Raw genomic sequence first — 14,691 nt, 5'->3', positions numbered from 1 at the left:
CTGGCCGGCGAGGGCGTCGCGCCTCGCACAGCACGCACTGTCCCCGGCGAAGGATGGCCCGATGGTTGATGAGCCCGTGTCCCGGCGGCCGTTGGAGAGTGAGCGGATCGACCGGCGCCTCGCCCGGATACATCAGCTCCTCACGCGGTGGGCCGCTCTGCGGCCGGGTGACGGGGAGGTGTGGCGGACCGGTTCCGCTCCTCTGACGGAGGCCGGGACAGCGGAGGCCGAGGGGCGCTGGGGGCTGCGGCTGCCGGAGAACTACCGGCGGTATCTGCTGGAGTTCGGTGACGCCGGAAGCGGGCTCATGTCGTACGCCGGCAAGCCCTTCGACGAGCAGGGAGAACCCCGCTCCGCCGAGCCGTTCCCGCTCAACGCTCCCTGGGCGGGCAGGCCGGAGGAGATCACCGAGTGGGAGGAAGAGGAGGGGAGCGACTTCTTCGAGGAGGGCCCCGGCGAGTTCTACGCTCAGTTCGACGACCCGAGGGTGGCCTTCCACGACCTGCCGGGCGACGCCCAGTACGCGGACGGGACGCTCACACTGGGCGCCACCCGCAGCCACAGCCTGGCCCGCCTCGTGCTCAACGGCCCCTGGGCGGGCACGGTGTGGTTCGACAGCTTTGGCTACGACGGCGGTCTGATACATCTGGCGGACGAGACCGAGGACTTCCACGACGGCTACACACTCGGGGAGTTCTGCGACGCGCAGCAGTGGCTGCCGCTCGCCGGCCTGCCGTGGTTCCCCGCGCCCGGGGAGGGCGTCGCGGATCCGGCGACGGGGGATTTCCTCGATCTGACCCTGGCCCGGCTGGACTGCCGGGTACGGCTGGCCGAGGCCGAACGCGCCTGCGACCGGCTCGATGTCGCCGAGATCGCGGAGGCGGCCGGGCGCCTGCGCTCCCCGGGGGAATTCGGATTCCCGGCCGGGCACACCTACGGGAATTTCGTGCCGTATGTCACCGGGCTGATACGCGACGAGCTGCTGCGGGCCGTCCCGGACCGGGCTTCCCGCGAGCGGATCGCCGAGGTGGCCGAGGCGGTGTCCGGTGAGCGGATCCCGGCTGTGGCACTGATCGTCGCGGGCCGGTGGCAGGAGCTCATCGACCTTGAGGTGAACACCCTCCCGGAGCAGGAGCGCAGTGTGGTCAACCCGGCCCTGGCCGAGGTGATGCTCGGCATCGATCCGGCGACCCCGGCCGGCGACACCGTACGTCCGAGTCCGGCGCGCGCCGGCTCCGAGCCATGGGCGGTACTGGACACCCTCGCCCGGATCGGTGCCGACCAGCGGCAGCGGTTCCTGGACCGGCTGCCCGTCCCGGACGCCGACGAGCTGCGCCCGCTGCTGCGGATCGCCGTACTGCCCGTGACGGCGGAGGCGCTCGACGGGCTCCTCGCCGGGGGTGTGCCCGAGGCGAACCGCGTCGCGGCGACCGTTCTGCTGGTGCGGGCGCTGGCGGCGATCGAGGCCGGCGACGGCCCGGCGGCTGGGTCGGTCGAGCCGGCCGAGTCCGCCGAACCGGTGGAGCTGATCGAGCGGGTCTGCGCCCTGGCCGTCGCCGTCGACCGGATCGGAGAGGTCTTCGACCGGCTGAACGCCGTGGCCGGCGGCCGGTGGGCCGACTGGCGCGCGGCGCGCGAGGACGGGCGGCGATGGCTCGGCGACCGCCGTACGGGGTGAGCCGGACCGGTCCGTGACGCGCGAAGCACCCCTGGCCGGAGGGCGTGTTCAGGGGTGCTTCGGTGAGTGTTCCCGTCTGTCCGTGCGGGACGGACGGGACGGTGTGGTGACGTGTCGGTGCCGTACGCCGGCGGGTCAGGCCAGCGCGCTCTTGGACTGCCACTCCGTCCAGGAGAGGTTCCACTCGCCGTAGCCGTTGCCCGGGGCCGGGTTGCCCTTGTGGCCGGGGCCGGTGGTCTCGAAGGGGTCGCCGACATTGACCTTCTCGTACAGCCGGGCCGCGTTCCCGGTGCTCATGCCTATGCAGCCGGAGCTCTGGTTCACCCGGCCGAAGGCGCCGGCGTTCCAGGGGGCGGCGTGGGCGTACATGCCCGACCAGGTGAGCCGCATCGAGTAGTCGACCATCTTGTCGTAGGCGTCGCCGAGGCCGACCGTCTCGGAGTTCATCCTGATGGTGCCCTCCTTGCTCATCAGCACGGAGGTGCCGCCCCAGGAGCGCTTCTTGCCGCCGGGGGTGCCCGCCGAGACGGGGATGGTGTCGACGACCTTGCCGTCCCGCTCCAGCTTCAGCTGCTTCGTACCCAGGTCGACCTTGGCGATCTGGGCGGCGCCGATGGTGAACTCGGTGTCGTAGTCACGGACGAACCAGCGGTTCTCCGCGCCGGCCTCGATGCCGTTCAGATCGGCCTGGAGCTTCACCTTGGTGCCCGAGCGCCAGTAGTCCTTGGGCCGCCAGTCGATACGGGCCCGGCCGTCGTAGTGGTCGATCCAGCCCCAGGAGCCCACCGTGTTGTTGGACGTGGTGATCTTGAGGGCGCGCTCCACGGCGTCCCGGTTCTTCACCGGGTGATCGAAGACGATCGACACCGGGTGGGCTATGCCCACGGTCTTGCCCTTGCCGGGGTATATCTCCACCTTGTTGCGCTTCTCGGCGGCCACCGTGGTGAACGCGGCCGTCGCCGAGCCGCCCTCGGTGGTCGCGACGACGGTGTACGAGGTGCCCGGCGCCGCGACCCGCTCGGAGGTCCAGCTGCCGCCGTCCTTCGCCACCGTGCCTTCGAGCGCGGCCCCCTTGGAGGCGGTGATCTTGACGTCCTTCAGCTCCCCCTTGGCGAGCTTCACGGTCACGGGCTTGCCCGCCTCGGCCGCCCGGCCCTGGAGGTTGACCGTGATCTCGGGCTTGACGGGGGCGTCCGCGACCTTGCCGCCCTTCTTGCCGTCGTCCCCGGATCCACCCCCCGAGCACGCGCTGAGCGTCATGGCGAGACCGACGGCCGCGATCACGGCCAGCCGCTGCCCGCGCCGGTCGCGGGAGCGTGCCCGGCCGGTCTCCGGCAGCTTCGAGTGCGGTGCGGGGGGCAGCGGGGTGCTGGACAAGGTTCTACCTCCATGCGAGTGGAATCGCTGGAAGAGATTGATGGGGAGACCGGAAGGTTGCCCTATGACCCGACTGTGACAGTTCTGTCGCACAGCGGGCCCGGCCGCCGGCGGGACGATCATGTGTTCCGGATCACTTACACATGATCGAATGGAAGCGATGATTTCGGAGCGGCCCGGCTGTCTCCACCGCCGTACACACGGAGCAAGGAAGAGGAACGAGTCTCATGCGCGTAGTGATCAGCGAGTTCATCAGCCTGGACGGCGTCGTGCAGGCCCCCGGCGGCCAGGGTGAGGACAATGACGGTGGGTTCGCCCACGGCGGCTGGTCGCACCCGTTCTTCGATCCGAAGGTGGTGGGCGGTGCCTTCGACGGCGCGATGTCCAACGCCGAGGCACTGCTGCTGGGCCGCCGCACCTGGCAGACGATGGCCGGCGCCTGGCCCGAGCGGTCCGGTGACCCCTTCGCCGACCGGATGAACAGCCTCCCGAAGTACGTGGTCTCCCGGACCCTGGACGACTCCGACCTGACCTGGAACAACACCACCCGTATCCCCGGTGACGAGGCCGTCGCCCGCATCCGCGAGCTGCGCGACGCCGACGGCGGCGATGTGCTGGTCATGGGGAGCCCCACCCTCGCGCGCACCCTGCTGAGCGAGGGGCTGGTCGACGAACTCCGGCTGATCGTCATGCCGGTGCTCCTCGGCGGCGGCAAGACGATCTTCCCCGATGGCGGCGGACTGCACACGTTCGAGCTGGTCTCCACGGTCACCAGCGACCTGGGCGTCAATGTCTGCGTCTACCGCCCGGCGGCGAAGGCATAGCGCGGACGGTCCGCCGGAAGCCGATCACTCACCGAGGGAGCCGGATGTGAGTACGCCGAGGACGGTCGAGGTCCCCGCATCCCTGGCGGCGTCGTACGCCGGAGCCTTCGGCGATACGGGCACCGCCTGGATCGCCGCACTGCCGGCTCTCGCCGCGAGCCTCCTGGACCGCTGGGAGCTCCGGCGGGACGGCCCGCCCGGATCCGGGGAGGCCGCGCTGGTGCTGCCGGTGGTGCGCGCCGACGGCACGCGCGCGGTCCTCAGGCTCCAGCTTCCCCGGGAGGAGACCGCCGCCGCGCTCATCGGCCTGCGCACCTGGAACGGCGCGGGAATGGTGCGGCTGCTCGACCACGACCCCGGGAGCGGCACCCTGCTCCTGGAGCGGCTCGGCTCCCGCTCACTGGCCTCTGTCGAGGACGACGACGAGGCGATGCGCGTCCTCGCCGGAATCCTGCGCCGGCTGGTGTCCGTCCCCGCGCCCGAGGGGCTGCGAAGCCTCGGCGACATCGCCGCCGGAATGCTGGACGAGGCCCCGCGCGCGGCCGGCGCGCTGGCGGACCCGGCCGAGCGCCGGCTGCTGCGCGGCTGGGCGTCGGCGGTCGCCGAACTGGCCGGTGAACCCGGGGACCGGATGCTGCACTGGGATCTCCACTACGACAACGTCCTCGCCGCCGAGCGCGAACCCTGGCTCGCCATCGACCCCGAACCGCTCGCCGGCGATCCCGGCTTCGACCTGTGGCCCGCCCTGGACAGCCGGTGGGACGACGTCGTGGCGAAGGGCGGCCCGTCGCGTGTGGTGCGCCGCCGCTTCGATCTGCTCACCGAGGCGCTGGGGCTCGACCGCGAGCGGGCGGCCGGCTGGACGCTGGGGCGGCTGCTCCAGAACGCGCTCTGGGACATCGAGGACGGCTCGGCCGCGCTCGACCCGGCGGCCGTGGCCATGGCGGAGGCGCTGCGGGGGCGCTGACGCGGGGCGGGGTGAGCGGGGCGGCGAGCGCCTGTGCGAAGTCAGGCGGCGGAGGTCTCGCCCTGGATGAGCGGCCGGTGGGACTCCTGTATCCCGTCCGGCAGGTCGTCCGGGGAGAACCATCGTGCCTCCAGGATCTCGAAGGGGTCGATGCGCAGTTCGCCGCCTATGAGCTCCGCTTCGTAGGCGACCTCCAGGCGCAGCTTGTAGCCGCTCTTCAGCCGGACGAGGCGGCCGGCCCGGACATCGAGCCCGGTCTCCTCCTTGACCTCGCGCACCACCGTGTCCTCGAACTCCTCGCCCTTGACGGCGAACCCGGTGGGGAGCCCCCACGGCCGCGCCCCGGTCCACATGCGGTGGTGGAGCAGCAGCACTCGGCCCTGGTCGTCCCGTACGACACCGGTCACGCCGACCATGTATTTGGCGTGGGCCAGCCAGAGAATCCGCCACTGGAGCGGGCCGCGCAGGAGCCGCCAGAGGCGGGCGATGATCCGATGCATGAAGTGCCTTTCCGTTCTTCGGTATATGCCGGGAACGGTACGGCCATGCTCCGGGTGCCCACCGCCACGGCCGATACGCCTCAGCGTCTCGAAGGATGCGGAGATCGCGCTTGAGCGGGTGGCGGGAGCAGGGCTCAAGGTGATGTGTGCGGGAAGGACGGACATCCGCTGTTCCAGCGACCAGTTCGGCCGCGTGGACCGTGTCCCCGAGAACGCGCGACGACCCGTCCTTCCCCCGCCCCCGCCGCTCGCTGACGGGTTCTGACAGCCGGGCCCGGTGAAACGAATGCGCCCCGTGTCACCGAAGTCGGGAAACGGGGCGCTTCTTCGCACGGACCATAATCCGGCCGGGAGTCTCTCAGGCCTGTTGGAGAGCGGGCCGCCTCTACTCGGGGTTCCGCACCACGGCGGTCGTCGTCATGCCGTTGTGTTCGAAGGAGTGAGGATTCAGTTCGATGCTGCTGATGTGCACTCCGGGGATCTCCTTGATGCGCGCGAGAGCATCATTCATCGCATCCATGAGAGAGTCGGCCACGAAGTAGCAGACGAACTTGGTGAATACTCCTGGGCGTTCTTCTCTGCTGACCATTCCATCGGCAAAGCTGTCCAGCTTGTCCATGATGTCGCACTGGTCCGGGGTGAGTGGATCCTGTGCATGCATAACGAAATGCCAGCTACGCTCGATGTCCTCGGTGCCTTCGAGTGAACTCATCAACCCTCTTTGCCTCATCTCCCGCAACCCTGGGAGTGCAGTAAATCGTGATGTCGTCATTGCAGGGGCAGCAGATAACGTATCCCCATCGATGGCGATTCTTGTCGTGCGTCACCTTGAGGCCGGCGGCCTCCGCCCGCTTGAGCGCTGCTTCAACATCCTTCTTCTGGTGTCGATCGCCCAGTCCCATGCCGGTATGACTACTTCATTCCCTCCGGAACTGGAAGTCCGGCGGATACGAATTCACCCCGTCGTGTTGGACAGTCGATTCCTGCTGACGAACCTTCCGAACCGCGAGAAGGCATATGCGGCGAGGTGCGCGACGTGAGCCGACAGGCCGTGAGCCTGCCGGCGGTCCGAGGCGCACCGCGCCCGGTTGCGCATGAGCCCGGCGCGCCTCTGTGGTGCGCGCCGGTGCTAGGTGAGCAGATGGTCGAACTCGCCTGCTTTCACACCCTGTATGAAGGCGGCGAGCTTGGCTCGGTCCGTGGCGATGACAGTGCCGGGAGCATCGCTCTCGCGTATCAGGACACCATTGCCTTCCCTGGCTATCTCGACGCAGTTCTCACCACCGCCCCCGGAGAAGGAAGACTTCTGCCATTGAGTGGATGCGTTCATCTCGTGAATCTCACAATTCTCTGGCGATCTGCTGGATCAACTGGCAGGACTCTTGTGGATCAAGCGAGGCGTGTGCCGCCTTGTTGAGCAACATCCGGTACTTCTTCAGGTCGGCATCGGCGTCCAGGAATCGGCCACCGAAGGCACCATCCATCTGAACGGTGTCCAACTGGGCCACGGACCCACTGGCGTAGAGGACCGGCTGCGTGACCTCAATGAAGTCTTCACTGGTGAAAGGGATGACGCGTACAGTGACGGTCGCGCGCTCCGACTCCGTCATGAGGTGTTCGAGCTGTTCGCGGACAACCTTGCGTCCGCCGAAACGCATCCGTAGTGCCGCTTCGTGAACTATCGCTTCGAATGGCGGCGGGTCTTCGCGATCGAGGATTGCCGATCGCCTCATCCGGTGTTCGACTCGCGCGTCGATCTCGTCAGCCGGAAGCCTGGGCCAGACGCTCGCGAAGAGGGTCCGCGCATACCCTTCAGTCTGGAACAGGCCGGGCAGGGTGACGCTTTCCAGCGAGCGGAAGGCCGAAGAGTGCCATTCCAGCTCGGCGATGTTCAGGAAGCCCGGCGCGAGGACACCCCGGTACTCGTCGAACCAGTACTGGCCTCGATGCTCCCGTGCGATGGTGCAGAGCGCTTCGATCAGAAGGCTGTCGCCGCACTGGTAGAAGGTTGCCAGGCGCCGGATCCGCTCCTCGCTGATCCCAATGCGCCCGGATTCCATGTGGCTGATCTTGGCTTGGTCGACCGACAGCAGTCCGGCTGCTTCTCGGGCTGTACGCCCCGCCGCGTCGCGTAGTTTCCGCAGCTCCGTTCCCAGGCGTGCTTGGCGTGCCGTCGGGTTGTCCCGTGCGGGCATGACGTCCTTCCCCTCATTCGCCGTTGAGTCTGCCGCGTGACCGCACTGCGGGTCCAGCTGCTCACTCGAAGGGGGTAGCACTGTTGCTATGTCGCATGTATGCCACCTATCGTCCAGGCAGCACCGCGTAGCGATTCGGTAACCGACCGCAGTGCAGCCGCTGTTGCGTGCCCGCGCCCCACGGGCCGTCATCAGCCGGCGCGGCCGGAGCACCCTCGCGTGCAGCGCGGATTCCAACTGCGTTGGGAGACACGGCATGAAACCCTCCACAGCTTTAACGCCCGAGGCCCCTCATGGAATCGGGGAGCCGCGCATCGAGATCCCCAACGGGCCCGCCGCCGCGCGATGGGCCCGGCAGTGGCCGGCCGGGCCGCTGCGGGTGGCGCATCCGCCGCTGGTGGACGATGTGCTGCTCTGCCTCTCCGAGGCCGTCACCAATGTGCACCGGCACACCGATACGCCGCAGGTGCGGATCGACACCCTCATCACCAACGGATGTGTCCGGATCCATGTGCACGACAACCGGCCCACCCCGCTGCCCGTCGCGGCCGGCCGGGCGCACGGCAGGCAGGAGCACGGGCGCGGGCTCACCCTGATCGACGCATGCGCCGATGCCTGGGGAGTCACCTATCTGGGCGGCGGGCGCCGCGGGCCCACCGGGAAAGCTGTCTGGTTCACGCTGCTGGGGCAGTGCGCCGGCGCGGGCGGCGACCGCGGGGGCTCAAGGCCGCCCGGGACCTAGTCCGTAAGAGACGGCCTAGCCTGCCCAGCGCTTGGTGAACCGGTGGCGGCCCAGGCCCGCCGTCTCGAACTCGTCCACGTCACCGTCCGCCACCACCACGCCCAGCCGGCGCAGGGCCTGCGATATCGGGCTGCCCTCCGGTGGGGACGGCTCGCCCTCGGGCTGGTGCAGCGGGCCCAGGGCGGGTGTGCCGGACGCCCAGACCACGGCGTGCTGTTCGCCCCAGCCGCCGAAGAACTCGGCTTCCACATAGGCCACCGGGCCCGCCGCCGACCACTGGGCGAGTACCCGGCCGAAGCCTCCCGGCAGGCGGTGGAAGCCCGTTTCCGGCTCCGTGCCGTCCGTGACCGCGTCGAAGAGCTCGTCCGTCATCGGTATCAGCGCCAGGCCCCCGCCCAGCGGCACCACGACGGCGGCCGGCTCCGGTGCGGCGGCGGTGCGGAGCAGGGTCTCCCCGGCGATCACGGCTTCCAGTGTGTAGCCCACTCCGGGCCCTCCCTCATCTCGGCGGAGAGCTCATCCTTCCCGTCCGGCGGCCCGTCCGGCCAGTGCTATTCCCGGGCGGGCCGGGGCGAGGGTGCCGTGTCCGCGCCCTCGGGGTGCAGATGGGGCATGATCCGGTCCAGCCATCGCGGGGTCCACCAGGCCGACTTGTCCAGCAGGGTCATCACCGCCGGGACGAGCAGCAGCCGGACCACCGTCGCGTCGATCAGGACGCTCGCGGCCAGGCCCAGGCCCAGCATCTTCACCACGATGTTGTCGCTGATGACGAACGCGGCGAAGACGCTCACCATGATCAGCGCCGCGCAGGTGATCACCCGGGCGGTGATCTCCAGCGCATGCGCCACGCTCGCCTTGGCGTCGCCCGTGCGCAGCCATGCCTCGTGGATGCGGGAGAGCAGGAAGATCTCGTAGTCCATGCTCAGGCCGAAGACGATCGCGAACATCATCATCGGGACATAGCTCTCGATCGGCACCTTCCCCGAGACGCCGAGCGCCGGTCCGCCCCAGCCCCACTGGAAGACGGCCACGACCACCCCGTACGAGGCCGCGATCGACAGCACATTGAGCACCGCGGCCTTCACCGCGACGAGCAGGCCGCGGAAGACCACCAGGATGACCAGGAAGGCGAGTCCGACGACCACCGCGATGATCAGCGGCAGCCGTTTGGAGACGATGTCGAGGAAGTCGACCTGGGCGGCCGTCGTACCGGTGACGTACCCCTTGGCCGCGGTGCCGGAGACGGCCTCCGGAAGGACCGTGCCGGTGAGGTGGTTGGCGAGCTCGGTGGTCTTCTCGTCCTGCGGGGCCTTGGCCGAGTACGCGGTGGAGAGCAGGAGATCGCCGTCCGGGGTGGCCTGGAGCGGAGTGATGGTGGAGATGTCGGGGACCCCGGTCAGTGCCTTCACGGCCTGCGCGCCCAGCGCCGAGCGGTCGGACTCCGGTACGGCGGACTGGTCGATCACAATGGTCAGCGGGCCGTTGGACCCCGGGCCGAAGGCCGCGGACATGGTGTCGTACGCCCGCCGGTCGGTGAACGACTTCGGGTCCGCGCCGTCGCCGATGTGGCCGAGCTGGATGAAGAAGACCGGGAAGGCGAGGACCGCCAGCACCACCACCCCGGCGATCAGATACCACCAGGGCCGGCGCTCGACCCGCTGCGCGTACCGGTGCCAGGTGCCCTTGGTCTCGTCGCCCGGCTCCGCGTCCGTCTCGGCGATGGGGGTGCGCACCCGCAGCCGGTCGATGAAGCGGCCGGTCAGTCCGAGCATCGCGGGTACGAGGGTGATCGCGCCGGCCACCGCGGTGACCACGGTGACGGCGGCGGCCAGGCCCAGTTTGCCGATGAAGCCGATGCCGGAGACCCAGAGCCCGGAGAGCGCGATGATCACCGTGCAGCCGGAGAGGAGTACGGCATGGCCGCTGGTCGCGGTGGCCATCCCGGCCGCCCGCACCGGGTCCTCGCCGTTCATCAGATTCTGCCGGTGGCGGGTGACCAGGAAGAGGGCGTAGTCGATGCCGACACCGAGGCCGATCATGGTCGCCAGGGTCGGCGAGACGGTCGCGAAGGTGGCCGCGGCGGCCAGCAGGCCGAGCAGGGCCAGTCCGCAGATCACGCAGATCAGCGCGGTCACCAGGGGGAGTACGGCCGCGATCACACTGCCGAAGCCGATCAGCAGCACCACGATGGCGACCGCGAAGCCGACCACCTCACTGGTGCGGTCGCTGGTCTCGGGGCGGCCGAGTTCGCCGAGCTGGCCGCCGTAGTCGACGGTGACCCCGGCGGCGCGCAGCGGTTCCACCGCGTCGTCGACGCCGTGCAGATAGTCCGGGCCGAGGGTGGACGGCTGCACGCTGAAGGTGACGGTGATGTAGGCGGTCCGCCCGTCCGTGGAGAGCGGGCCGACCGTGCCGGTGGAGGGCACGGTCAGCGGATTCTGCACGGAGAGGACGTCGGGGAGCTTCATCAGATCGCCGACGGTGGTCGAGAGCGCGCCGGAGGCGTCGCCGAGCGGGCGGTCCGGATCGGAGAGGACGATCTGCGAGCTGTAGCCGCCGGCCGCGGGCTCATGGGCGCGCAGGGCGTCCAGCCCCTCCTGGGACTGGGTGCCGGGGAGGGCGAAGTCGTCGGAGTAGTCGCCGCCGTAGGCGTGGTGGAGCACCTGGAGCCCGGCGAGCGCGGCGGCCCACAGCATGATCACGACGACGGCATGGTGCGCGCACCACTCACCGGTCCGGCGCAGTACTCCCTTGCGCGGCAATGACATCGCACACTCCCGACCGGGGCCGGGGCGGGCGGTGCCGCGCGCTCCGGGATGGTCAACTCGGACGCCCGGGGATGAATATCCGAGTTATATGGCTTATTTGAGGTTTGTTGTGCTTTCTGGTGTTTCTCTGCATTCAAGGGGGGTTCCGGGGGCTGGGCAAGCACACCGGGTGGGGTGAACGGGTGACGGTGCGCCGGTCCCGGGCCTCGGGGTGCCGTTTCGGAGGAGAGAGGGGGCGGCACCGCCGGGAACTCCGCCCCCGGACTCCGCGACTACTCGGAAAAGGCTACTTCCGAGTAGCGATCCGAGCGGAGATGAGGTCCACACATGAGCGGAGATCCGTACGACCCCCGGACCGGCCCGGCGGAGGCGGCGGCCGGGCCACCCGAGTGGTACGCCGATGACGCCCTCTGGGTCGACTTCGCGCCCGCCATGTTCTCCGGCGAACGCGCCGGCACCGTCGCCGCGCTCGTCCGGGACGCCGCGCTGCTCGACTTCCCGGCCGGCTCCCGCGTACTCGACCTCTGCTGCGGGCCGGGGCTCTTCCTCGTCCCGCTCGCCGCGCGGGGGCACCGGGTCACCGGGGTCGATCTCAGCCCGGCCATGCTGCGGCGGGCGCGCGCCGCCTGTGACGCGGCGGGGGCCGATGTCACGCTGGTCCGGGCCGACATGCTCGCCCACACCGAGCCGGGCGCGTACGACGTGATCCTCAATGTCTTCACCTCCTTCGGCTACTTCGCCGACGCCGCCGACAACCTCAAGGTGCTGCGCAACGCCCACCGCAGCCTCGCCCCGGGCGGGCGGCTGCTGGTCGATGTCATGGGCAAGGAAGTGCTCGCCGGATGGATCGGCCGGCCGCAGGCCGTCGATCTGCCGGACGGATCCGTCATCATCCAGCGCGACACCGTTCTCGACAGCTGGCGCCGGCTCCGCACCGACTGGACCCTGGTGCGCGATGACACCGCCCGTACCGCCTCCATCCACTGCTTCCTCTACAGCGCCGCCGAGCTGCACGGCCTCTTCACGGAGGCGGGGTTCGACGAGGTGGAGTGCTTCGGCGACTTCGACGGCGGCCCCTACGACCAGCACTCCAAGCGGCTCATCGTCCGGGGGCGCCGCCCGGAGTGACCGACCGCGCCGGCGCCCGCCGCACCCGTACGGCAGGAACTCGCACACCCCCCACCGGAGGAACCGCCGCAATGGCCCAGCTCTCCATGCCCGCAACGCCCCTGACATCCGCCCCCTCCGCCGCACCGCCGCCGGTGGTGCACGAGCACATCACCGACGCGCTCAAGGATCCGGCGCTCGTCCGGCTCTCCGGCTCCGTGGTGCTCGCCCGCTTCGAGACGATGAAGGTGTACGCCGCCCTCGGCGCCGTCCGCACCCTTCTCGCGTCCGGCCGGATCGAGCCGGGACAGACCCTCATCGACAGCTCCAGCGGGATCTACGCGCTCGCCCTCGCCCTGGCCTGCCACCGCTACGGACTGCGCTGCCATGTCGTCGCCTCCACCACCGTGGACGCGACCATGCGCGCGCAGCTCGAAGTGCTGGGCGCCACCGTGGACCAGATGCCGCCCTCGCAGAGCCTCCGGCTCGACCAGGAGCGGCGGGTACGGCACGTCCGGGCCCTGCTGGAGGAGCGGCCGGACTTCCACTGGATGCGGCAGTACCACGACGCGGTGCACTACGCCGGCTACCGCGACTTCGCCGGCCTCGCCGGGTCCGCGCTGCCGCCCGGGCCGCTGACCGTCGTCGGGGCCGTCGGCACCGGCTCCTCCACCGGCGGACTCACCGAGGCCCTGCGCGATCTGGGCCGGGAGGTCCGGCTGGTGGGGGTGCAGCCGTACGGCAGTGTCACCTTCGGCAGCGAGCACATCAGCGACCCGGACGCCATCATCGCGGGGATCGGCTCCTCGATCCCCTTCGGAAACGTCCGGCACGAGCTCTACGACACCATCCACTGGCTGGACTTCCGGCATGCCATGGCCGGGACGGTGGAACTGCTCCGCCGCCACGCGGTCTTCGCGGGGCTCTCGACCGGGGCGGCGCATCTGGTGGCGCGCTGGGAGGCGGAGCGCGATCCGGAGGCCACCTGTCTCGTCCTGGGCGCGGACACCGGGCACCGTTACACCGAGCGGGTCTTCGCCCGGCACTCGGAGGCGCTGGATCCGGCCGTCCTGCGGCCCGAACGGATTCACTCGCTCAGTGAACTGCGGCCCCCTTGGGCGGTGATGAAATGGGCGGGCCGGGAGGCGCCTCCCGGGGCGCGGCCGCCCCGCGGCGGCGGGGAATCCGCGCCCGCCGCCCGTCCCGTCGGGAGCTCCCGATGAACCGCTCCCTGCCGCCGGAGCCGCGGTCCCCGGAGCCGGCTCCGGTGATCGCCGCGCTCGAAGCGCTCTCCTTCGGGCTGGCCCGGCTGATCGAGGCCACCGCCGCCGCCGGGCACCGGCTGGTCCTGCTCACCGGGGACCGCGGTGTCTACGCCCATGAGCTGGCCGCTCTCCCGGACACGGCCCGCGCCGCCTTCTCCGTCGCCGATGTGGACACCACCGACACCGCCGCCGTGCGCCGGGTGCTCACCGCGCTCCCCGGACTCGCCGGTCTGATCAACACCACCGACACCTGGTCCGTCCCGGCCGCCGACCTCGCCGCCGAACTCGGCCTGCCGGGGCCCGACCCGGAGTCCGTGCGCCTGCTCCGGGACAAGGCCCGGGTGCGGGAGGCGCTCGCCGCGGCCGGGATCGGCCGGGGGAGGGCCGCCGTCGTGGCGGCGGGAGGTGCCGAAGAGGTGCTCGCGGCCACCGGACTGCCCGCCGTCCTCAAGGACAGCTCCGGCACCTCCTCCCGGGGCGTCTGGATCGTCCATGACGCCGAAGAGCTGCGCGCCGCGCTCGCGGAGGCTTCCCTCACCGCCCTCAAGGGCCGGCTCCTCGCCGAACCCTTCCTCTCCGGACCGCTCTACAGCGCCGAGACCCTGAGCTGGGCCGGCCGGACCCGGCTGCTCGGCGTCTCCAGCCGGCTGACCTCCCGCACCCCGGCGGTGCGGGAGGAGGGCGCGGCCTTCCCCGTGGCGCTGCCGGCGGCCGAACACGACACCGTCGCCGCCTGGGCGGGCCGGGTGCTGTCGGCCGCCGGACACGATCAGGGCTTCGCCCATGTGGAGTTCGTGCTCACCGCGCACGGCCCGGAGCTGGTCGAGATCAACCGGCGCATCGGCGGCGCGCTGATCGGCGAGGCCCTGTGCCGCTCGCTGGGGGTGAATGTCTACGAGGCCCTGGTCGCCGTCACCCTCGGCCGGCCGCCCGCGCTGCTCGACGGTCCGGCGGGGGTGCCCGGACCGGCCGTCGCCTTCGTCCTCGTCTATCCGGAGGTGACCGGGGTGCTCGACGGCTGGACGGGCATCGAGGGGCTCGCCGCCTTCCCCGGCGGGGTGCGCTGGTACCCCGTGCGCGAACCGGGCGACGCGATCGGGGACATCGGCGACCAGCGCGGCTGTACGGGGATGGTGCTGGCCGAGGCCGCCACCGCCGAGCTGGCGCAGCACCGGGCCTGGAGCGCCGCCACCACCGTACGGGCCCGGATGAAGCCCGATCCGGCGGCGGCGGAGGTGGTGGGCGGGCCGGCCGCCGGCCGCGGGTGA

General features: G+C 70.7%; 15 protein-coding genes. 8 read left to right on the top strand and 7 right to left on the bottom strand.

Translation table 11 applies throughout. From position 1 onward, the window contains the following. The first annotated feature begins 61 nt into the window (after positions 1 to 61). Positions 62 to 1,678 (top strand): SMI1/KNR4 family protein, encoded by a 1,617-nt coding sequence (locus tag AAFN69_RS01710; protein WP_347726405.1) that lies wholly within the window; start codon positions 62 to 64, stop codon positions 1,676 to 1,678. Between the two features lie 135 nt (positions 1,679 to 1,813). Here AAFN69_RS01710 and AAFN69_RS01705 read toward each other — a convergent pair whose 3' ends face one another. Next, a complete protein-coding gene (locus AAFN69_RS01705; protein WP_347726765.1) occupies positions 1,814 to 2,968 on the bottom strand; it encodes an Ig-like domain-containing protein in 1,155 nt (384 codons plus the stop codon). Positions 2,969 to 3,282: 314 nt separating this feature from the next. On the opposite strand from AAFN69_RS01705, the gene AAFN69_RS01700 reads away from it, so the two are divergent. Further along, complete coding sequence (locus AAFN69_RS01700; RefSeq protein WP_347726404.1) at positions 3,283 to 3,879, top strand: dihydrofolate reductase family protein; 597 nt, start codon at positions 3,283 to 3,285, stop codon at positions 3,877 to 3,879. A 46-nt stretch (positions 3,880 to 3,925) separates the two neighbouring features. After that, the gene (locus AAFN69_RS01695; protein WP_347726403.1) at positions 3,926 to 4,846 is read left to right on the top strand and encodes an APH(6)-I family aminoglycoside O-phosphotransferase; all 921 of its coding nucleotides are present in this window, start codon (positions 3,926 to 3,928) and stop codon (positions 4,844 to 4,846) included. Positions 4,847 to 4,887: 41 nt separating this feature from the next. On the opposite strand, the gene AAFN69_RS01690 is transcribed toward AAFN69_RS01695, so the two are convergent. Further along, complete coding sequence (locus tag AAFN69_RS01690; protein ID WP_347726402.1) at positions 4,888 to 5,346, bottom strand: NUDIX domain-containing protein; 459 nt, start codon at positions 5,344 to 5,346, stop codon at positions 4,888 to 4,890. Between the two features lie 385 nt (positions 5,347 to 5,731). Further along, complete coding sequence (locus tag AAFN69_RS01685) at positions 5,732 to 6,058, bottom strand: hypothetical protein (protein ID WP_347726401.1); 327 nt, start codon at positions 6,056 to 6,058, stop codon at positions 5,732 to 5,734. Positions 6,059 to 6,149: 91 nt separating this feature from the next. Here AAFN69_RS01685 and AAFN69_RS01680 point away from each other — a divergent pair, with 91 nt between their 5' ends. Next, the gene (locus tag AAFN69_RS01680; protein WP_347726400.1) at positions 6,150 to 6,386 is read left to right on the top strand and encodes a hypothetical protein; all 237 of its coding nucleotides are present in this window, start codon (positions 6,150 to 6,152) and stop codon (positions 6,384 to 6,386) included. An 89-nt stretch (positions 6,387 to 6,475) separates the two neighbouring features. Here the strand turns inward: AAFN69_RS01680 and AAFN69_RS01675 are convergent, their stop codons facing one another. Then, a complete protein-coding gene (locus AAFN69_RS01675) occupies positions 6,476 to 6,676 on the bottom strand; it encodes a DUF397 domain-containing protein (RefSeq protein ID WP_347726399.1) in 201 nt (66 codons plus the stop codon). Between the two features lie 10 nt (positions 6,677 to 6,686). Then, positions 6,687 to 7,541: a helix-turn-helix transcriptional regulator gene (locus AAFN69_RS01670; RefSeq protein WP_347726398.1), complete on the bottom strand. Its 855-nt coding sequence runs from the start codon at positions 7,539 to 7,541 to the stop codon at positions 6,687 to 6,689. A 256-nt stretch (positions 7,542 to 7,797) separates the two neighbouring features. On the opposite strand from AAFN69_RS01670, the gene AAFN69_RS01665 reads away from it, so the two are divergent. Next, positions 7,798 to 8,283 (top strand): ATP-binding protein, encoded by a 486-nt coding sequence (locus AAFN69_RS01665; protein WP_347726397.1) that lies wholly within the window; start codon positions 7,798 to 7,800, stop codon positions 8,281 to 8,283. 15 nt (positions 8,284 to 8,298) lie between these two features. Here AAFN69_RS01665 and AAFN69_RS01660 read toward each other — a convergent pair whose 3' ends face one another. Both AAFN69_RS01660 and AAFN69_RS01655 read right to left on the bottom strand, forming a co-directional pair. After that, positions 8,299 to 8,769, bottom strand: coding sequence for a hypothetical protein (locus AAFN69_RS01660; protein ID WP_347726396.1), 471 nt, complete (start codon positions 8,767 to 8,769; stop codon positions 8,299 to 8,301). 65 nt (positions 8,770 to 8,834) lie between these two features. Next, positions 8,835 to 11,051: an MMPL family transporter gene (locus AAFN69_RS01655; protein ID WP_347726395.1), complete on the bottom strand. Its 2,217-nt coding sequence runs from the start codon at positions 11,049 to 11,051 to the stop codon at positions 8,835 to 8,837. Positions 11,052 to 11,483: 432 nt separating this feature from the next. Between AAFN69_RS01655 and AAFN69_RS01650 the strand changes: the two genes are divergently transcribed. From AAFN69_RS01650 to AAFN69_RS01640, 3 genes are all read left to right on the top strand, one after another. After that, positions 11,484 to 12,179, top strand: a complete 696-nt coding sequence (locus AAFN69_RS01650; RefSeq protein ID WP_347726764.1) for a class I SAM-dependent methyltransferase — start codon at positions 11,484 to 11,486, stop codon at positions 12,177 to 12,179. An 86-nt stretch (positions 12,180 to 12,265) separates the two neighbouring features. After that, positions 12,266 to 13,381 (top strand): pyridoxal-phosphate dependent enzyme, encoded by a 1,116-nt coding sequence (locus AAFN69_RS01645; protein WP_347726763.1) that lies wholly within the window; start codon positions 12,266 to 12,268, stop codon positions 13,379 to 13,381. After that, complete coding sequence (locus AAFN69_RS01640; protein ID WP_347726394.1) at positions 13,378 to 14,691, top strand: ATP-grasp domain-containing protein; 1,314 nt, start codon at positions 13,378 to 13,380, stop codon at positions 14,689 to 14,691. The genes AAFN69_RS01645 and AAFN69_RS01640 overlap by 4 nt, the downstream gene beginning before the upstream one ends.

This window comes from Streptomyces sp. CAU 1734, assembly GCF_039888735.1.
In the GTDB taxonomy this organism is placed as follows: domain Bacteria; phylum Actinomycetota; class Actinomycetes; order Streptomycetales; family Streptomycetaceae; genus Streptomyces.
Note: the sequence above shows the minus strand (reverse complement) of the source record. Positions and strands in the feature narration are given on the sequence as shown.